The organism is Oceanobacillus luteolus, assembly GCF_042678205.1.
Lineage (GTDB): Bacteria > Bacillota > Bacilli > Bacillales > Amphibacillaceae > Oceanobacillus > Oceanobacillus luteolus.
On the sequence record NZ_JBHUDE010000043.1, the window covers coordinates 15,194 to 33,656 of the forward strand.

The following is an 18,463-nucleotide window of genomic DNA, read 5'->3' on the forward strand; positions in this document are numbered from 1 at the left end:
GCTGGTCGCTCGAGGAGGCTCATTGCACGCCCGCGGAAAGCGAAGGTGGGGCGGGGTTGCGGAATTTAAAGAGAAAGTCATAAAATTATATCATTATTATTGTTTGTTTAGATTTAAAGAAATAAAAATAGTTTTATCCCAGTCTCTTCTTTGTAGTTTTGGAGAGTGATATCATTTATTTCATAGGAAGACAACGATAAGTTTTGACGTCATTACGCATCTTATGTACATTTAAAATAGAGTAAATAGGAGGGGCAAGAAAATGAAGCCTGTTAATATAACTGAAGTTCAAACTGTCTTAGAACAATATATGAATAAGACTGTATACGTCCACTTGGAGACTACAAATGGTGCGTACGCCAGTCATGTGAATCAAAACGCTTATAATGTCGGTGCATTTATCCGTAACGCAGAAGTGAAATTTACAAATGCAAAAATTGTAGGTTCCAATGGGACTTATAGGGTCGGATTGAAATTGGAAATGGGTTGGATTTATGCAGAAGGAATTACGGATTGGACCATTACCGACGATGATCAATTATTGCTCGCTGGACATGATCGTGAAGGCAGATTGATGGTTGCCTTGCAAGTGAGCAATCACCCATTTCGTTATTAATGATGATGCATTGTATAGTTTGGTTTTATGAAATAGAAAATTCTTGTTACCTCGTGGCAAAAATAGGCCATCCTAAGTTTTCGGGTTGCCTATTGAGGGAATATACAAAAAGGAGTGTCGCAAGAGGTTTTTGATGCAGAACCACAACTATACAGAGGCATAAGTTGCGATTTAATAAGCTATCAAATCTAAATAAGAAGAGGAAACAAAGGTGATATTAATGGAAAAACATGTAGTTGTGATTTATCCGCATCCCGATGATGAATCGTTTGGTGCAGCAGGAAGTGTTACCCAGTTCCGTAACAAAGGCATACCTGTGACCTATTTATGCGGAACACTTGGAGAGATGGGGAGAAACATGGGAAACCCCACTATCGCCAATCGAGAAACGTTACCTAAAATTAGAAAACAAGAATTGCTCGCAGCCTGCAATGTTCTTGATATGGAAGTGGAAATGCTCGGTTATCATGATAAGACATTAGAGTTTGAGGACCGTAATACGGTTGCTCTCCATATAAAAGAGTATTTGGATAAAATCGAGCCTTCTTTGGTCATTACCTTTTATCCAGATTACGCTGTTCATCCGGATCATAATGCACTTGGAGCAGCTGCAATTGAAGCTGTAGGAATGATGGATATAGAGAAAAGGCCTGTATTATGGGCCCAAGCAATTACCCATGATTTTCACGAGGTTCTTGGAAAGCCGGATATCATCAACGATGTAAGTGCTGAGATGGATAAGAAATTAGAAGCGATACTTTGCCATAAATCTCAAGTGCAAGGTCTTTTATCACAATTCATGCAACCTGGCATGGAGCAGGACGTATTAAAGCAAGAAGTAGCGAAACGATTCTCTTTGGAACAGTTTTATATCTGGAAATTTGATGAATAAAATCTTAATATGAAACTTCTTAAGCCCTACATTCGTAATTAAACTATAGAGTTGTTTTTATAGGAGGGATTATATGAAAAAACTTTACCGTTCTTCAGATAATCGTTTTATTGCCGGAGTGTTCGGTGGTCTGTCTGATTACTTCAATATCGATGCGACCATTCTAAGATTGATTTTTGTCATTTGTCTTATTCCAAGTTTTTTCACCTTTGCATTGATTTATGCCGTTGCAGCACTCATTATCCCTAAAGATATGGAGATTTATTAAGATGCGGTTCCTTATATCCTTAGCGTTGAACACGGTCGCGTTGTTGATTGTCGATCAACTGTTTACCTCATTCCATATTGACGGGATTGGGACAGCAATTCTTGCAAGCATTATCTTAGCAATTCTTAATGTTTTGTTGAAACCACTCTTAATCATTTTAACCCTGCCAATTACTATCTTGACATTCGGTTTGTTTCTCATTGTCATTAATGCAATTACATTAATGGTTACACAGGCGTTGATCGGCTCATCGTTTGTAATTGATGGTTTTGGAACGGCAATTATTGCATCCGTTCTAATCTCGCTTATTACATTAGTGCTTGGTAGTCTCGTAAAAGATAAATAACTTGAAAAGTCGTAGGTCAGCAGCCTACGATTTTTTATTCTTGTATGCTACAATAAAGTGAAACTTCTTTATTTTAACTTATAAAATAAGCAAATGACACTAACAGAAACATTTATATTTAGTGTAATTATTTATAAAAACCAACTACTTAGGTCTTCAAATGGAGGGGAAAGGTAATGGTAAGGGTCAGGACGAAAGATCTGCTTGAACATTTTAATTTAACACTTGTAGCCGGCGCACAAGGGATTGAACGTAAAATTATTACAAGTGACATTTCCCGTCCGGGGATTGAGATGACAGGGTATTTCAATTTTTATCCTAACGAAAGACTGCAATTGATCGGGCGTACGGAAATGGCGTATTACATGGATTTATCAGACGAAGAAAAATACGACCGTGCCGTACGTCTTTGCACGGATATTACTCCAGGTATTGTAATTTCCCGTGGCATGAATATTCCACAGCAATTAATAGAAGTTGCGGAAGAAACGGGTGTACCGATTTTGCGGACTTCGATGAAAACGACCCGGGTAATCAGCCGCTTAACGAATTACTTAGAGGAAAAGTTTGCACCGACGACTTCGGTTCACGGCGTCCTTGTCGATATTTATGGCGTCGGAGTATTGATTACTGGTCAAAGCGGGGTCGGGAAAAGTGAAACAGCTTTGGAATTGGTGAAACGTGGTCATCGGCTTGTGGCGGATGATAACGTTGAGATTCTCCAAGAAGACTATGATACGCTTGTTGGAAGCTCACCAAAAATTCTAGAGAATATGTTGGAGATCCGTGGATTAGGCATTATTGATGTTATGACCTTATTCGGTGCAGGAGCAGTCCGGACGAAAAAACGGATTTCGGTTGTCATCCATCTTGAAAACTGGGATGATTCAAAACAATATGATCGTCTTGGTCTCGATGAAGATACGATGCAAATCATGGATGTGAAACTGCCGAAAGCTACGGTTCCGGTTCGGCCAGGACGAAATCTTGCAGTCATCATTGAAGTGGCGGCAATGAATTTTCGATTGAAGTTAATGGGTGTCAATACAGCCGAGCAATTTTCAGCAAGGTTATCAAATATTATTGAAAATGAAAAATCCATGTTAGATTAGGGGTGTTGTTTTGATTAATGCAGTACAGCCATTGAACAGGGTTATGATTGAATTGGGCCCATTCACTATTTACTGGTATGGTGTAATTATTGCGACAGGAGCTTTACTGGGGATTTATTTAGCGATGAGAGAAGCAGAACGTCTTGGCTGGAATAAGGATATTATTATTGATTTTGTTGTGTTTGCTATTCCAATCGCTATTTTATCTGCTCGGATTTTTTATGTTACGTTTGAATGGGAACGCTATGCAGGCGGACCTTTTTGGAAAGTATTTGCCATATGGGAAGGTGGAATTGCAATCCATGGAGCAGTCTTTGGAGGAGTATTGACTGCAATTGTGTTTGCCAAAGTCAAAGACATTTCATTTTGGAAACTTGCAGATATCGTCGCTCCGAGTTTGATTCTTGGGCAGGCAATTGGACGTTGGGGCAACTTTATGAATCAAGAGGCCCATGGTGGTCCAGTATCTGAAGCGGCTTATGAGAACTACCTTCAATATTTGCCTGATTTCATTATGAACCAAATGACAATCGGTGGTGTCATGTATCATCCGACATTCCTATATGAGTCGCTTTGGAACATCGTAGTATTTGCTTTGCTCATCTTGATAAGGAAATACAATCCAATTCGGGGAGAAGTGTTTTTAAGCTATCTCATATTTTATTCGATCGGCCGGTTCTTTATTGAAGGGCTGCGCACAGATAGTCTCTACATAATAGAAGGTTTACGAACAGCACAAGTAGTATCTATATCATTGATTATCATTGCGATCATTTTAATCATTTACAGAAGAAAAACTGTGACAGTAAAGTATTTGGATCAGCCGGAAAATAAAAATAAACAAAAGAAAAAGAAGAAGAAAAGGAAGTAACTTGGAGGGACAGCAATGTCGGGGATTTTTAAACGGGGTTTCAAGCAGGGGTTAAGTACAGTTTGGATCTTAGGTAAAGTAATTTTTCCTATTACTTTAATCGTGACGATTCTGCAATATACTCCTGTATTGCCATGGCTAATTGAAGTTGTTGAGCCTGTAATGTATTTACTCGGTCTTCCAGGTGAAGCTGCGGTGCCACTTGTGTTGGGAAATACATTGAATCTATATGCAGGTATTGGCGCAATTTTATCTTTTGATTTTACAGTTAAAGAAGTATTCATCATGGCGATGATGCTTTCTTTCTCGCATAATATATTCATCGAATCAGCTGTTGCATCTCGAGTTGGAGTGAATTGGTTTCTAATTGTAGCTGTACGGATCGGCCTTGCTATCATAAGTGCAATCGTCATTAATCTTGTATGGCAAGGCGGTGGTGAGATGGCGCAATATGGCCTTGCAACGGCACAATCAGTCGAACCGAACGGGATGTTGGAAATAGCAATGTTGGCCATGCAGACAGCTGTGGTTGCCATTATTCAGCTTGCACTCATTGTCATTCCGCTAATGATCGTTATGCAATATTTGCGGGAAAAAGGTTGGCTTGAAGTGTTCTCGGGCTGGCTTGCACCATTTTTGAAGTTGCTTGGAATGCATCGCAACACTTCCATGACGATGACTGCTGGTCTGACGATCGGGCTTGCTTTTGGAGCAGGATTGATGATCCAGGCGAAAAAAGATGATGGGGTTTCAAATAAAGACATGCATCTAGCATTGATTTTTCTTGTTGCCTGTCACGCGGTAGTCGAAGATACTTTAGTATTTATTCCGCTCGGTATATCAGTATGGCCACTCTTGGTCATCCGATTGGTTACAGCAATAATATTAACGATGGTGATTGCTTTTATATGGAATCAACTAGAGCTTAGAAAGGAAAGAAAACAACATGAACACTCATACCATACTCTTTGATTTAGATGGAACGTTAATTGATACGAATGCATTGATCGTCGCATCATTCAAACATACCTTCGAACGATTTCAATTGGATTTTACCGATGAAGAAATTATTGAATTCAATGGGCCGCCTCTCATTGAGACATTCAGAAAGATTGACCCAGCACGGGTAGAAGAGATGGTTGCTACATACAGAACTCATAATTTTGAAGTGCATGATCAATATGTAACAGCCTTTCCGAAAGTGGCTGAAACACTTGAGGAATTGAAAGATATGGATATAAAGCTTGGTATCGTTTCAACGAAAATGGCTTCAGGTGTTCGAAAGGGTCTGGAAAAAACAGGCCTTGTGGATTACTTTGATGCCATCATATCACTAGATGATGTTACACATCCGAAACCACATCCAGAACCGGTATTAAAAGCAATGGAGCTGCTTGGAGCTGAAGGTTCTTCGACAATTATGGTTGGCGACAATTCCCATGATATTGAAGCAGGTAACCATGCTGGAGTAAGAACGGCTGCAGTTAGCTGGTCACAAAAGGGGAAAGAAAGATTACTCGCTTATAAACCAACTTATATGCTGGAAGAAATGACAGACCTTTTACGTATTGTAGGTGAATAATACATGCGGAAAACAAAGCGATACTTTGTTGAAAATTCCAATTCACTTTGGCAAATATATAAAACAGTTCCATTCCTAAAGGTTGTCAAAAATTTTATTGTCATTCAGTTGGCGCGTTATACCCCTTTTCTTTCCATGAAAAATTGGATGTATCGCACATTTCTGCGGATGGAAGTCGGGAAAGAAGCCGCTTTTGCACTGATGGTCATGCCGGATGTGATGTTTCCGGAAAAAATAAAAGTAGGTGCGAATAGCATTATCGGATACAATACAACCATTCTTGCCCATGAATACTTAATTAAAGAGTATCGGCTTGGAGAAGTGATTATTGGCGATGAAGTGCTGATTGGTGCGAATTCTACCATTTTACCTGGAGTCACAATCGGCGATGGCGCAACCGTATCCGCCGGAACTCTTGTACACAAGAACGTTCCCGCCGGTGCATTTGTAGGCGGAAATCCGATGCGAATCATTTATACGAAAGAGGAAATAGAGAAGCGGAAAGAGAATCATATAGATTTCGAAAAAGATTAAAATCGATGTTTACCAAGACTAGACTATGCAAATTCCGGTATACAGACAACTTTATTAGTATGAAGATGGTAGGGCAACGGTCAAAAACATTAATATGGGAACAACATCAAAGCAGGGCAGCGTCATGCCCTGCTTTTTTTGCATTCTATTCCTTATTATAACGACACCGTATTCTCTAGTCTAAATCTTGCGTCATACGGGTACAGTTTTATAATAATGAACTTATAGAAGGGGTAGTAGGGGGATTGAAACAATTATCCAGCTTTTCAAGAGAGCATATTCGAACTGAAATGGAAACAAATGAATTCGATCTCGTTATAATTGGTGGAGGAATAACGCAGGACAGGTATGTGGTTTTTCGAAATCGATAAGGTCAAAGCAGAGAAAGATGCCGTGGTCGATTTTATGGCAGAGAAATTGAATATGTCTGAAGCATGAAAAATACATTTGCCAAGATTTAAACAAGCAAATTGATTCTTCAACCCTTTTTCCAGCAATTTAATATGCTGCATTCGCCTATACCGGGAAATATGTTATACTAGGAACATATGTCAATTTTAGGAGTAAACTTATGAATAAACAGAGAAAGAATGTGAATAATCTGCTTCCATTCATCCCGGATGGCGAATTTTATTTCACAAAAGGTGTAGAGGCGTTTCAAAAGCAAAAATTTGAACTCTCTTTAAGATGGTTGAAAAAAGCAATCGAATCAGATCCGAAAAATCCTTTATATAATTGCCAACTTTCTATTGTGTATACGGAGATCGGCAAATATCATGCTGCAAACCAATTGTTGAATAATGTACTGCAGACTGATGATTATAATGATTGTTATTATTTATTGGCGAACAACTATGCTCATCTCGGTCTTTTAAACGATTCCTTGAAGTATGCAGAACTTTATTTGGATAAAGAACCAGATGGAGATTTTAGTGAAGAGGCATATATGCTTCTGGAAATGGTCAGTTTCGAGATGGAAGAAGATGATGAGGACGATTGGGTATTTGAGGAAGAAGACGATTTATTAAAATACCAAGAAACACTCTTCTATCTGATTGAAAATGAAGAATGGGAAAAGGCTATGCCGTTAATTGAAGAAATGCTAGTCCTATTTCCAGACCATCTCCTTGTCAAACATGATTATGCCCAAGCTTTATTTTATACAGGCAACAAACAAAAGGCGATTGCATTAGAACAGAAAACATTGGAAGAAACAGATCAGACCTTGCATAGTACAATTAACTTGGCGCTATTTTATTTTGAGATGGATGAACACGAAGCTTGTCAAGCGAAGATCAACGAGCTATTAAATGTTTATCCATTGCATACGGATCAGCAGATTAGGCTTGCAGTACTTTTCGCAAAAACAGGAAATTACCAAGCAGCTTATCAGCGCTTCAGAAGGATAAATCGAAGTATGGCTCGGGGTCATTTATCTTACTTCAAATGGTTCAGCATTTCTGCCTACAAGCTAGAAAAAATAGAGCTTGCTAAGAATACGTGGGAGGAAGGGTGTATGAAGCATCGTGCTCTCAACAATCATTCAGCCCCTTGGCAGGAATCGTGAGCAGATAAATAGACGACGAATATTAAATTATTATAAGCTGAATATGAGTATGATGCCGCGTTGGAGCATATTGCTGAACGTGGTATTTTATTGATAGATATCATGAAAATGAGAACAATAATATTAAAAAGAGGCGATAAATATGTCTGAAGAACAACTGTATGATGTGATTATAGCTGGAGCTGGACCGGCTGGAATGACCGCAGCTGTATATGCATCACGTGCAAACCTGAATACATTGATGATTGAACGGGGAATACCCGGTGGGCAGATGGCAAACACAGAAGACGTGGAAAACTATCCGGGATTTGATCATGTTCTAGGTCCGGATTTATCCAATAAAATGTTTGAACATGCAAAAAAGTTCGGAGCAGAATATGCTTATGGCGATATTAAAGAAGTCATCGACAATGGTGACTACAAAACGATTGTAACGAGTAACAAAGAATACAAAACAAAAGCATTGATCATTGCAACGGGTGCGGAATATAAAAAAATCGGCATCCCAGGTGAGGAAGAATTATCTGGACGTGGAGTTTCTTACTGTGCTGTATGTGACGGAGCTTTCTTTAAAGAAAGACATCTTGTCGTAGTCGGTGGTGGGGATTCAGCGGTTGAAGAAGGAATGTACCTTACGAAGTTTGCGAGCAAAGTGACAATCATTCACCGTCGTGATGAATTAAGAGCACAAAAGATTCTTCAGGATCGAGCATTCAAAAATGATAAGATCGACTTTATTTGGGATACGGTTGTAAAAGAAATCAACGGGACAGACGGAAAAGTGTCGAGTGTTACATTGGAAAATCGCAAAACGGGTGAAGAGTCTGACTTTTCGGCAGATGGTGTGTTCATTTACATCGGAACTGTACCATTAAGCGAGCCTTTCCAATCACTTGGCATCACAAACGACGAGGGATATATCCTTACAGATGAGAATATGGCAACAAAAGTTCCGGGAGTTTTCGCGGCTGGGGATATTCGTGATAAGAAATTACGACAAATAGTGACAGCTACAGGAGACGGCAGTATCGCAGCAGAAGAGGCAATAAGTTATGTTGAAAGTTTGCCTGAAACAATCGATACGACTAAATCCTGATAATTATTTACGAAAAGTCATTACTTCTTAACGCTGTTGTAATGAGTTCGCAACATTAATTGGGTACACTATAAATAACTAATTGACCCCCTTTTAATAAATAAATTAGTTTTTGTGCACAGGTTGTGATACCTGTGCATTTTTTTCGTTTTCGACCCCTCCTCATCATATCTTGGGTAATCATCGAGAAAATCAAGAAATATTGTTGAATCATGGAGATTCGTTGTATAATAGAGTAAAGCAAAGATAACTTTTTCGCTGCAACAATTTTACTGCATATAATATTGTTATATCTCCAGTAAAATTTAATAAATATAGTTAAAACTCTTTTCATGCTGCATAGTAATGATAAGGAGTAGAATAGATACAATACAGTTCCTCTAAAGGAGAGCGATACAAATGACAGAGATGGAACAAGAACTGAATAAGGAGACGAGTTTGGTCATTATTACGGGAATGTCTGGAGCAGGTAAAACAGTAGCCGTTCAGAGCTTTGAGGATCTAGGGTTTTATTGTGTAGATAACCTGCCGCCGACTCTGCTTCCTAAATTTCTCGAATTGATGAAGGACTCCACTAATAACATTACAAAAGTTGCTTTAGTGATGGATCTACGCGGACGAGAATTCTTTGATACGTTGTTCGAAGCGTTGGATAAATTAGGTGAAGAAGACTGGATCAAAGAACACATTCTGTTTTTGGATGCCAAAGATACCTCACTTGTCAGCCGTTACAAAGAAACCAGACGTTCACATCCATTAGCTGTTGGTGGACTTCCCCTTACCGGCATCAAACAAGAACGGGAAATTTTGGATGAGTTAAGAGGAAGAGCGCAACGGATTATTGATACTACAGACCTCAAACCAAGGGAACTCCGAGATAAAATCTTAAAAATATATTCAGAAGACGATCAAGAAATATTTTCGGTTAATATGGTTTCTTTCGGATTTAAATATGGAATACCAATTGATGCGGATTTGGTTTTTGATGTGCGTTTCCTGCCTAACCCTCATTATGTTGGTCATCTTCAACCATTGACAGGACTGAATCAAGAAGTCTCTTCTTATGTATTTAAATGGTCGGACACACAAAAATTCATAGATAAGGTGATGGATTTATTAGAATTCATGCTTCCTCAATATAAGAAAGAAGGAAAATCTCAACTCGTTATTGCGATTGGATGTACTGGGGGACAACATCGCTCCGTTGCTCTAGCTGAACACTTTGCCAAGGAATTATCTACAAATTATATTACCCATATCAGCCATCGCGATATTGATAAGAGAAAGGGAAGTTAATGGATGAGTAAAAAGAAGCTACCTAAAGTGGTCGCCATTGGAGGGGGGACAGGAATGCCTGTCCTTCTCCGTGGCCTTAAAAACTTACCAATCGATTTAATTGCAGTTGTGACTGTGGCAGATGACGGAGGGAGCACCGGTAGATTACGGAATGAAATGGCCATACCTGCGCCTGGAGATATCCGTAATGTAATCGCCGCGTTGTCTGATGCCGAACCAATGCTGATTGAACTGTTTCAACACCGATTTGAAGTAGGGAATGGATTGTCGGGGCACTCCCTTGGAAATCTGTTGCTTGCTGCAATGACATCCGTAACAGGGGACTTTTATGATGGTGTAAAAGAGATTTCCCGTGTTTTAAACGTAAAAGGTACGATTTATCCTATTTCCACTGAAAATCTTTCTCTTCATGCTAAAATGGAAGATGGCACAATCATTTCCGGAGAATCCAATATTCCCCTTTCACGTAAGAAAATTGATCGCGTATTTTTAAGTCCAGAACCAGCTAAGCCATTCAGCCATGCTGTGCAGGCGATCATAGATGCGGATTTGGTCGTTATTGGACCAGGAAGCCTTTATACTAGTATCATGCCAAATCTGATTGTACCAAGCGTCCAAGAAGCCTTGGAGATGACCAGTGCAAAAATTGTGTACGTCTGTAATCTGATGACTCAACCCGGTGAGACGACTGGTTTTACAGCTAGCGATCATGTTGAAGCAATCATTCGGCATATAGGTCGAGGCATTGTTCAGACAATAATCGTACATAATGAACCGATTAAAGGAAATGTTCTGGAAAAATATGCGGAAGAAAATGCAGAGCCAGTAATTTATGACATTGAAAAACTAGTTTCACTAGGTCTGGATGTCGTGGAGGAAGATATTGTTGATAAACAGTATCCGACTGTCCGCCACGATACGGATAAAATAGCAAAGCTGCTTTATTCCTTATTAACAAAGTAAAGGAGGGGGAAACGCGATGTCCTTTGCTGCACAAATAAAAAAAGAACTGACGACAATTGAAACAGATGAACCAATCCAGAAGGCGGAGCTTGCCGCATTAATCCGTATGAATGGTGTAATTTCCATTTCGAGACAACGCTATTCCCTTGATGTACAAACAGAAAATGCAGCGATTGCGAGAAGAATTTACACGCTGGTCAAAAATAATTATCAAGTTCCAATTGAAGTACTTGTACGGAAGAAAATGAAACTGAAAAAGAATAATATCTATATCGTCAGACTGAAAGAACAGGTGCGGAATACACTGAAGGATTTAGGGATCATGAAGGAGCACCTGGAGATAAATCGAACCATTTCGCCGGCAATCTTTGAAGATGAGCAATTGAAACGTGCTTATTTACGAGGAGCGTTTTTAGCTGGTGGATCAGTCAATAATCCAGAAACCTCCTCTTACCATCTTGAGATTTATAACTTTCATGAGGAGCATAATACTTCGCTCTGCGAACTATTAAATACATTTGGGTTGAAATCAAAAACATTGGAAAGAAAGCATGGGCATATCGTATATATTAAAGAAGCGGAAAAGATAACTGAGTTTCTCGGTGTTATTGGTGCCCATAATGCGTTATTTAAGTTTGAAGATGTCCGTATTGTCCGGGATATGCGCAATTCTGTGAACCGCTTGGTCAATTGCGAAACTGCCAATCTAAACAAAACAATTGGTGCGGCTTTTAGACAGATTGAGAATATCAAATTGATTGAAAGGACGGTTGGACTGGATCAATTACCAGAAAAACTGCAAGAAATCGCGGTATTACGGTTGGAGAATGAGGATGTTTCGTTAAAAGAACTAGGTGAACTTGTCAAAAGCGGAAAGATTTCAAAATCCGGTGTGAATCACCGATTAAAGAAAATCGATGAATTCGCGGATAAGATTCGCCAAGGTGAAGTTATTGTAAATAAATAAATCCTATTCTCTTTCTCGGAATTTCATGATATAATACAGATAATTAAAAAATTTAAATGACATCAGTCGTTGTATTATAATATTAAGCAATAAAAGATAAATATGAAAAGCTACAGCCATGTAAGTCGTTAAGGCAACTGTGGTTTGGATTCCCGTTGAATCCAAACCACAAATGTAGCTATTGGCTTATATGAATCTTAACTTTTTTACGGAAAGAGAGAAATTGGTAGCGTTTTCTAAACTTCAGGGAGGATGAGTCGAGTTGGTAGAGAATTCAGTGAAGGTGGGCTTAGATTCAGGTCTACAGGCCAGACCTGCTGCACAATTTGTACAGGAGGCAAACCGTTATTCTTCGCATTTATTTTTAGAAAAAGATGGGAAGAAGGTAAATGCGAAAAGTATTATGGGACTTATGAGTCTAGCCATCGCGAACGGAGAAGAAATCAAAATAATTGCTGATGGGCCAGATGAAGAGGTTGCATTAAATCATTTAGTATCCTTCGTCACAAAAAAATAAAAGATAAAAAAATCCCTTTCTATTGAAAGGGATTTTCATTTGCTAAATTATTTACTTTCATCTGCTTTACGTTCAAGAATTTTATCAATCAAACCATATTCTACAGAGCGTTCTGCTGTCATGAAGTTATCACGCTCGGTATCACGTTCAATTACTTCAAGTGGTTGACCTGTTTTGTCCGCTAAGATTTCATTCATGCGTCTCTTGATTTCAATAATACGTTTTGCATGAATCTCAATATCAGTTGCTTGACCTTGAGCTCCACCTAACGGTTGATGAATCATGATTTCACTGTTTGGAAGTGCAAAGCGTTTGCCTTTTTCTCCAGCTGCAAGCAGGAATGCACCCATTGAAGCAGCCATACCGATACAAATAGTGGATACATCTGATTTAATGAAGTTCATTGTATCATAGATTGCCATTCCAGCAGTGATGGATCCACCAGGAGAGTTGATGTATAGGGAGATATCCTTACCTGGATCCTCCGCCTCCAAGAATAGAAGCTGGGCAACAATAGAGTTTGCTACGTTATCGTCGATAGCGCTTCCGAGTAAAATGATACGGTCCTTTAATAATCTGGAATAAATATCATATGCGCGTTCACCACGGTTTGTTTGTTCAATTACTGTAGGTACTAAATTCATAAACATATCCTCCTTGTTTTAGATAGTTATCGTTCGCTTTCTAAATTCATCATATAACATTGGTCAAAAAAGGTCAAACGAAAGCGTTCCAAAAAAAACAGACTAAATGCTAGCATTCCCGTTTTTAAATTTTATAAACAAGGAATGTATCTTATGTTAACGCCCACACCACTGAATAGGGGAGAGATAATCAATCAGCAAAACCCTTATTCTGTAGTTCGGGAATTCACAGGGAACGATCCATATTTAATGAAAAGTTTCCCTTTAATATTAGTATACTTGGAAAAAAGCTTGAAAGTCTACAAAATAAACGTTATAATATAATTTGCGTTCGAAATTTATACATGTGCCCATAGCTCAGCTGGATAGAGCACTGGTTTCCGGTACCAGGTTTGTCGGGGGTTCGAATCCCTCTGGGCGCGCTTATAAAATTGATATTGACAAGGGCATGGAGCTAATTTCATCCCTTGTCTTTTTTCTTTTAGCAACTAACCACGTAAGTAATATCTTCTATTCTTACAGTTCTATCCTTCTTCGTGCAAATCCTTCTTCTGCTTTAAAAAAATTTCCATATTGGAACGTTCTTGCTGCATTATCATTCGATAAGTCTGGGGAACTATAATTCTTATGTAATTACGTTAGGCCACTGTTGTCATTCTCTAGATGTGTATACAATTGATTGTAACTCTATAGATGGAACCGATGAGCTACATATTTTAGCTATAGGTAGTAAGAAAAGCATCTCATACGAGGTGCTATTTATTTTGGCATCAATGATTCAATGACAAAAATCAGAAGTTTCTTTGATGATATAGAATACGTGTCTCCAAATTAGCACAGTACTTGGACATGGATAATAAATAACTATGTAACATGGTCGGTGAGCATTAAAGAGATGTTTTACCACGAAATCAACGGATTAAATAGGTGGCTAGTCCAAGCGGGCAAGCTACTTTTTAAATAAGAATATTAGTAGGAGGAGATTTTTATGGCAAAGATTTATCTAGACCCAGGACATGGTGGAACAGATTCAGGAGCTCAAGGTAATGGTCTACAAGAAAAAAATGTTACATTAGCAATTGCCTTAAAAACGCGTGATTTCCTTTATAGAGACTATGAAGGGCATTCCGTTCGATTAAGTCGTACCGGTGATCAAACACGCTCTCTAAACTATCGGACAAATGATGCAAACAGCTGGGGCGCAAATTACTTTGTTTCTATTCATATCAATGCTGGCGGTGGCGTTGGTTATGAGGATTATATTTATAATGGAAGTATATCCAGCCAAACAATCACCTACCGAGATCGTGTTCATGCCGAGATCATGAAGCAGGTGGACTTTAACAATAGGGGGAAAAAGCGGGCCAACTTCCATGTGCTTCGCGAAAGCAGAATGCCAGCGATATTAACCGAAAATGGATTCATTGATAATGCTGGGGATGCAGCTAAATTAAAATCTGATGATTACCTTAACAGAATTGCGCTGGGGCATGCGAATGGTATTGCGTCAGCATTAGGTTTAAGACGTAAAACTGGTGGAGGCGGTGGAAACACGTACATCGTTAAAGAAGGAGATACATTATGGAGCATTGCTCAAGCCCATAATATTACTGTTTCTGAACTAAAGAGCTTGAACAATTTAACTAATGATATAATATATCCCGGGCAAGTACTAATTGTTACTGGTGCGGTTTACCATACCGTTCAATCCGGTGAAACACTATGGGGAATTGCCCAACTTTATGGTACAACTGTAGACGCAATTAAGAATTTCAACGGTTTAACAGGTGATACTATTCAACCGGGGCAACGACTAAGGGTAAAATAACTAAAAGCTAGGGTGTAGAAAACCCTAGCTTAAGTTTTTTACTTATTGATAGAAATGTAGAACCGAGAAAATGGAAAGAAAAGCAATGAAGTATAAACCCTAAACTGCAGTTGGTTCTTAAAGATGATGCAGCGATTGAAGTTAAATACTAAAATACTTTCACAAGCGAAATATGAATGTTAAGGAAATTAGTTTTTCTTGAATTATGTATATTACTTTATCTCAGTTTCAATTCATCATAAATTGCCTCAACGGCCTGGTCGACTCCGAGGTTATCAATTTGGACACGAATATGATGGTCTTGATAGATTGCTTGACGATCGTTAAATAATTTCTCGATATCATCTAAGCTTTTTTCCTGCAACAACGGCCGCGTAGGGCTGAGGATACTAATTCTCTCTTTCCAGAATTCCCATGTCATGTCTAGAAACACAACAATGCCATGCTCCAAACAGGCTTGGCGAATTTCTTCCTGCTTGAAAGCACCACCACCAAGAGAAATCACTTTACCTTCCATTTGACAAGTCTCCATCACAATCTCTCTTTCAGTTTTTCGGAAATCCTTTTCTCCGTAGATGCTGAAGATATCCACTGTTTTCATACCATATTTAACTTCAATTTCAGCATCAGTATCAATAAAGCCATATTGCAACTTGCGGGCCAGTTCTTGTCCGATAGTCGTTTTGCCAACCCCCATAAAGCCTATTAAAATTATACTTTTTCTCAATCTCTTCACCCTGCTTATTAGTTTTCTTCACGAATGATCTCTCTTGCTAAGCGATCAGCTTGTTGGTTCTGCTTCTCTGGTATCCACTTAATGAAAAATAATGGGAAATGACTACTTAATTGCTGAATCTGCTCAAGTAATGGAAGATAGTCTTTGTTCTTCGTAAATTCTTTCTCAATTGTATCTACTACTACTTTTGAATCGGAACGAAATGAGAGTACCTCATTCGGATATTTTTCCTTGCATAACTCTAAAGCTTTAATGACGGCATGAAACTCTGCTTCATGATTGGAATAGATGCCGATTTGAAAGGAGTGTTCCTCGTAAATCGTGCTGGATTTGAATACAATCCCAATTCCGCTTTTTCCTGGATTTCCTTTGGAAGCACCGTCAGTATAGACTTCTATCAATCAGTTCACTCTCCTTATGATTAGTAGTATAAGCTATTTTTCTATCGATGTAAAAATATTATTTTCTACATAATTCACAATAGAAAAATTATAGTTATTAACGGGTATTTAACCGTCAATTGTATGATTTATCGTTGATTATTTCTTATATAATCTAAATAAATAATATTACCGTTCTTGCTATTTTAGATAATTTTCAGTATATTAATATAAAAGCGATGTCCCTATATAAAAATGGAGGGGGAAAAATGGAAGATGTAATTTTGGAATTAAGCGGGCTTAGCACGCATTTTTTTACCGATCAAGGAGAAATTCCTGCAGTTGATAAAGTTAGTTTTCGCGTACATAAAGGAGAAGTAGTCGGTGTAGTTGGAGAATCCGGCAGTGGAAAAAGTGTCACTTCCTTATCTATCTTACAACTTATCCCAAGCCCTCCTGGAAAAATTGTTAGCGGTTCCATACGCTATAAAGGAGAGGACTTGGCTAAAGCAACAGAAAAACGGATGAAGCGGATCCGAGGCAATGAAATTTCGATGATATTCCAAGAGCCAATGACCTCGTTGAATCCGGTATTTACTATTGGTAATCAAATGCGGGAAGCTATCCGGATCCATCAAAAAATAAGTAAAAAGGCGGCTACTGAAAAAGCAATCCAGATGTTAAAGCTTGTCGGCATTCCTCGGGCGGAAGATATTGTCAATGAATATCCGCACCAATTATCTGGAGGTATGCGACAACGGGTAATGATTGCTATGGCCATGTCAAGTGATCCTAGTCTGCTGATTGCGGATGAGCCGACAACTGCACTTGATGTAACGATTCAGGCGCAAATACTTGACTTGATGAAAAAAATCAATAAAGAAGAGCATACGAGTATCCTGCTGATAACTCATGATTTAGGAGTAGTAGCGGATATTTGTGACCGTGTCGTTGTCATGTACGCTGGTCAAGTAGTCGAAAAAGGGACGACGCGTGAAATATTAAAGGACCCACAGCATCCATATACTCAGGGGCTGATTCGATCGTTGCCGAAGCTGCACGGAAGGGAAGAAAAACTCTATTCGATTCCGGGAACAGTTGCTAGACCGAAGAAAGATCGTGTTGGTTGCCGTTTTGCTCCTCGATGCGAGTTTGCGTTTGAACGTTGCTTTAAAGAAAATCCCGAATTGTACCAATTAGGGGATGGTAGGGAAAGTCGCTGCTTTTTACATACAGAAAAGAAAGGGGAGCGATTAGAGGATGCAACAACCAATACTTGAAGTAAACGGATTGAAGAAATACTTTCCTATCCATGGTGGAGTGCTTGGAAAAAAAGTTGGGGAAGTGAAGGCTGTTGATGATGTCTCCTTTCAAGTTCGTCCAGGAGAAATTCTCGGGATAGTTGGAGAATCAGGCTGTGGTAAATCAACAACTGGAAAATCTATTCTACGACTGATTGAACCTAGTGAAGGTGAAGTGAAATTTGAAGGACAAGATATCACAACATTTGGTTCGGAAGAAATGCGTAAACTTAGAAAGGATATGCAAATCATTTTCCAAGATCCGTACGCGTCATTGAACCCTAGACATACGGTAGAAAAAATTATAGGTGAACCTTTACTCGTACACGGAATGAAATCGAAAAGCGAAAGGAAAAAACGGGTTCAGGAATTATTGGAGGTCGTTGGTTTAAGTGCTTATCATGCATCAAGATATCCCCATCAATTCAGTGGAGGACAAAGGCAGCGTATTGGAATTGCCAGGGCATTGGCGAATAATCCAAAATTAATTATTTGTGATGAACCAGTTTCTGCACTTGATGTCTCCGTGCAATCACAAATTTTGAATTTGATGGAAGAGTTACGTGATGAGTTTAATTTGACGTACATATTCATTGCGCATGATTTAAGCGTTGTTAAACATATAAGTGACCGGGTTGGAGTCATGTATTTAGGGAGGATGGTGGAACTTACCGATAAAGAGAAATTGTATGAAGAGCCGAAACATCCGTATACCCAGGCATTATTGTCAGCGGTGCCTGAACCAGATCCAGACATCGTTAAAGAGAGGATCATTTTGGAAGGTGATGTGCCTAGTCCAGCGAATCCACCTGCTGGTTGTGCTTTTCATACGAGATGTCCATTTGCAATGGATATCTGCTCCCAAATAAGACCAGAATTTCAACCTGTCGATAATCAGCATTTTGTTGCATGTCATTTATATGATGGCAGGCAATAAAATATATATT

General features: G+C 38.9%; 21 protein-coding genes and 1 tRNA gene. 19 read left to right on the plus strand and 3 right to left on the minus strand.

Going from position 1 to position 18,463, the window contains the following annotated elements; translation table 11 throughout:
- Positions 1–262: 262 nt before the first annotated feature.
- The 15 genes from ACFSBH_RS09230 (at position 263) to ACFSBH_RS09300 (ending at position 12,627) form a co-directional block, all read left to right on the plus strand.
- On the plus strand, positions 263–616 hold the full coding sequence (locus ACFSBH_RS09230; protein ID WP_251511151.1) for a YojF family protein: 354 nt from the start codon (positions 263–265) through the stop codon (positions 614–616).
- Between the two features lie 220 nt (positions 617–836).
- On the plus strand, positions 837–1,508 hold the full coding sequence (gene bshB2, locus ACFSBH_RS09235; protein WP_251511152.1) for a bacillithiol biosynthesis deacetylase BshB2: 672 nt from the start codon (positions 837–839) through the stop codon (positions 1,506–1,508).
- A gap of 73 nt (positions 1,509–1,581) precedes the next feature.
- Entirely contained in the window at positions 1,582–1,776 is a 195-nt protein-coding gene (locus ACFSBH_RS09240) for a PspC domain-containing protein (RefSeq protein WP_251511153.1), read from the plus strand.
- A gap of 1 nt (position 1,777) precedes the next feature.
- Positions 1,778–2,122: a phage holin family protein gene (locus ACFSBH_RS09245; RefSeq protein ID WP_285853536.1), complete on the plus strand. Its 345-nt coding sequence runs from the start codon at positions 1,778–1,780 to the stop codon at positions 2,120–2,122.
- Positions 2,123–2,298: 176 nt separating this feature from the next.
- Positions 2,299–3,234 carry an HPr(Ser) kinase/phosphatase gene (hprK, locus tag ACFSBH_RS09250; protein WP_251511154.1) on the plus strand — a complete coding sequence of 312 codons (936 nt, stop codon included), beginning with the start codon at positions 2,299–2,301 and terminating at the stop codon, positions 3,232–3,234.
- Positions 3,235–3,244: 10 nt separating this feature from the next.
- Positions 3,245–4,105 (plus strand): prolipoprotein diacylglyceryl transferase, encoded by an 861-nt coding sequence (gene lgt, locus ACFSBH_RS09255; protein WP_379597189.1) that lies wholly within the window; start codon positions 3,245–3,247, stop codon positions 4,103–4,105.
- 15 nt (positions 4,106–4,120) lie between these two features.
- Entirely contained in the window at positions 4,121–5,077 is a 957-nt protein-coding gene (locus ACFSBH_RS09260) for a nucleoside recognition domain-containing protein (protein WP_379597191.1), read from the plus strand.
- Entirely contained in the window at positions 5,052–5,687 is a 636-nt protein-coding gene (gene ppaX, locus ACFSBH_RS09265; protein ID WP_379597193.1) for a pyrophosphatase PpaX, read from the plus strand. Before ACFSBH_RS09260 ends, ppaX begins: the two co-directional genes overlap by 26 nt.
- A 3-nt stretch (positions 5,688–5,690) precedes the next feature.
- Positions 5,691–6,221 (plus strand): acyltransferase, encoded by a 531-nt coding sequence (locus ACFSBH_RS09270; RefSeq protein ID WP_379597195.1) that lies wholly within the window; start codon positions 5,691–5,693, stop codon positions 6,219–6,221.
- Positions 6,222–6,792: 571 nt separating this feature from the next.
- A complete protein-coding gene (locus ACFSBH_RS09275) occupies positions 6,793–7,788 on the plus strand; it encodes a tetratricopeptide repeat protein (RefSeq protein WP_379597197.1) in 996 nt (331 codons plus the stop codon).
- Between the two features lie 142 nt (positions 7,789–7,930).
- Positions 7,931–8,884, plus strand: coding sequence for a thioredoxin-disulfide reductase (gene trxB, locus ACFSBH_RS09280; protein ID WP_251511163.1), 954 nt, complete (start codon positions 7,931–7,933; stop codon positions 8,882–8,884).
- A gap of 408 nt (positions 8,885–9,292) precedes the next feature.
- A complete protein-coding gene (gene rapZ, locus ACFSBH_RS09285; protein WP_251511707.1) occupies positions 9,293–10,180 on the plus strand; it encodes an RNase adapter RapZ in 888 nt (295 codons plus the stop codon).
- A 3-nt stretch (positions 10,181–10,183) separates the two neighbouring features.
- A complete protein-coding gene (locus ACFSBH_RS09290; protein WP_251511165.1) occupies positions 10,184–11,143 on the plus strand; it encodes a gluconeogenesis factor YvcK family protein in 960 nt (319 codons plus the stop codon).
- Positions 11,144–11,159: 16 nt separating this feature from the next.
- Positions 11,160–12,110, plus strand: coding sequence for a DNA-binding protein WhiA (gene whiA / locus ACFSBH_RS09295; protein WP_251511167.1), 951 nt, complete (start codon positions 11,160–11,162; stop codon positions 12,108–12,110).
- Between the two features lie 262 nt (positions 12,111–12,372).
- Positions 12,373–12,627: an HPr family phosphocarrier protein gene (locus ACFSBH_RS09300; protein WP_251511170.1), complete on the plus strand. Its 255-nt coding sequence runs from the start codon at positions 12,373–12,375 to the stop codon at positions 12,625–12,627.
- Positions 12,628–12,674: 47 nt separating this feature from the next.
- Here the strand turns inward: ACFSBH_RS09300 and clpP are convergent, their stop codons facing one another.
- Positions 12,675–13,271, minus strand: a complete 597-nt coding sequence (gene clpP, locus ACFSBH_RS09305) for an ATP-dependent Clp endopeptidase proteolytic subunit ClpP (protein ID WP_251511172.1) — start codon at positions 13,269–13,271, stop codon at positions 12,675–12,677.
- Positions 13,272–13,617: 346 nt separating this feature from the next.
- Between clpP and ACFSBH_RS09310 the strand changes: the two genes are divergently transcribed.
- Positions 13,618–13,693: transfer RNA gene (locus ACFSBH_RS09310), tRNA-Arg, on the plus strand.
- A 566-nt stretch (positions 13,694–14,259) separates the two neighbouring features.
- On the plus strand, positions 14,260–15,099 hold the full coding sequence (locus ACFSBH_RS09315; RefSeq protein WP_251511318.1) for an N-acetylmuramoyl-L-alanine amidase: 840 nt from the start codon (positions 14,260–14,262) through the stop codon (positions 15,097–15,099).
- Positions 15,100–15,316: 217 nt separating this feature from the next.
- On the opposite strand, the gene ACFSBH_RS09320 is transcribed toward ACFSBH_RS09315, so the two are convergent.
- Together ACFSBH_RS09320 and ACFSBH_RS09325 are read right to left on the minus strand one after the other, a co-directional pair.
- Positions 15,317–15,796 (minus strand): shikimate kinase, encoded by a 480-nt coding sequence (locus ACFSBH_RS09320; RefSeq protein ID WP_379597244.1) that lies wholly within the window; start codon positions 15,794–15,796, stop codon positions 15,317–15,319.
- Positions 15,797–15,843: 47 nt separating this feature from the next.
- Positions 15,844–16,236, minus strand: coding sequence for a ribonuclease HI family protein (locus ACFSBH_RS09325; protein ID WP_251511320.1), 393 nt, complete (start codon positions 16,234–16,236; stop codon positions 15,844–15,846).
- Between the two features lie 248 nt (positions 16,237–16,484).
- Here ACFSBH_RS09325 and ACFSBH_RS09330 point away from each other — a divergent pair, with 248 nt between their 5' ends.
- Both ACFSBH_RS09330 and ACFSBH_RS09335 read left to right on the plus strand, forming a co-directional pair.
- A complete protein-coding gene (locus ACFSBH_RS09330) occupies positions 16,485–17,495 on the plus strand; it encodes an ABC transporter ATP-binding protein (RefSeq protein WP_251511321.1) in 1,011 nt (336 codons plus the stop codon).
- A complete protein-coding gene (locus ACFSBH_RS09335; RefSeq protein WP_251511323.1) occupies positions 17,476–18,453 on the plus strand; it encodes an ABC transporter ATP-binding protein in 978 nt (325 codons plus the stop codon). The genes ACFSBH_RS09330 and ACFSBH_RS09335 overlap by 20 nt, the downstream gene beginning before the upstream one ends.
- The last annotated feature ends 10 nt before the right edge of the window (positions 18,454–18,463 follow it).

What these genes read in the sequence shown, in the direction of transcription:
- ACFSBH_RS09230 (WP_251511151.1), top strand. Translation starts at nt 263, where the DNA reads ATGAAGCCTGTTAATATAACTGAAGTTCAAACTGTCTTAGAACAATAT.
- bshB2 (WP_251511152.1), top strand. Translation starts at nt 837, where the DNA reads ATGGAAAAACATGTAGTTGTGATTTATCCGCATCCCGATGATGAATCG.
- ACFSBH_RS09240 (WP_251511153.1), top strand. Translation starts at nt 1,582, where the DNA reads ATGAAAAAACTTTACCGTTCTTCAGATAATCGTTTTATTGCCGGAGTG.
- ACFSBH_RS09245 (WP_285853536.1), top strand. Translation starts at nt 1,778, where the DNA reads ATGCGGTTCCTTATATCCTTAGCGTTGAACACGGTCGCGTTGTTGATT.
- hprK (WP_251511154.1), top strand. Translation starts at nt 2,299, where the DNA reads ATGGTAAGGGTCAGGACGAAAGATCTGCTTGAACATTTTAATTTAACA.
- ACFSBH_RS09260 (WP_379597191.1), top strand. Translation starts at nt 4,121, where the DNA reads ATGTCGGGGATTTTTAAACGGGGTTTCAAGCAGGGGTTAAGTACAGTT.
- ppaX (WP_379597193.1), top strand. Translation starts at nt 5,052, where the DNA reads ATGAACACTCATACCATACTCTTTGATTTAGATGGAACGTTAATTGAT.
- ACFSBH_RS09270 (WP_379597195.1), top strand. Translation starts at nt 5,691, where the DNA reads ATGCGGAAAACAAAGCGATACTTTGTTGAAAATTCCAATTCACTTTGG.
- ACFSBH_RS09275 (WP_379597197.1), top strand. Translation starts at nt 6,793, where the DNA reads ATGAATAAACAGAGAAAGAATGTGAATAATCTGCTTCCATTCATCCCG.
- trxB (WP_251511163.1), top strand. Translation starts at nt 7,931, where the DNA reads ATGTCTGAAGAACAACTGTATGATGTGATTATAGCTGGAGCTGGACCG.
- rapZ (WP_251511707.1), top strand. Translation starts at nt 9,293, where the DNA reads ATGGAACAAGAACTGAATAAGGAGACGAGTTTGGTCATTATTACGGGA.
- ACFSBH_RS09290 (WP_251511165.1), top strand. Translation starts at nt 10,184, where the DNA reads ATGAGTAAAAAGAAGCTACCTAAAGTGGTCGCCATTGGAGGGGGGACA.
- whiA (WP_251511167.1), top strand. Translation starts at nt 11,160, where the DNA reads ATGTCCTTTGCTGCACAAATAAAAAAAGAACTGACGACAATTGAAACA.
- clpP (WP_251511172.1), bottom strand. Translation starts at nt 13,271, where the DNA reads ATGAATTTAGTACCTACAGTAATTGAACAAACAAACCGTGGTGAACGC.
- ACFSBH_RS09315 (WP_251511318.1), top strand. Translation starts at nt 14,260, where the DNA reads ATGGCAAAGATTTATCTAGACCCAGGACATGGTGGAACAGATTCAGGA.
- ACFSBH_RS09320 (WP_379597244.1), bottom strand. Translation starts at nt 15,796, where the DNA reads ATGGGGGTTGGCAAAACGACTATCGGACAAGAACTGGCCCGCAAGTTG.
- ACFSBH_RS09330 (WP_251511321.1), top strand. Translation starts at nt 16,485, where the DNA reads ATGGAAGATGTAATTTTGGAATTAAGCGGGCTTAGCACGCATTTTTTT.
- ACFSBH_RS09335 (WP_251511323.1), top strand. Translation starts at nt 17,476, where the DNA reads ATGCAACAACCAATACTTGAAGTAAACGGATTGAAGAAATACTTTCCT.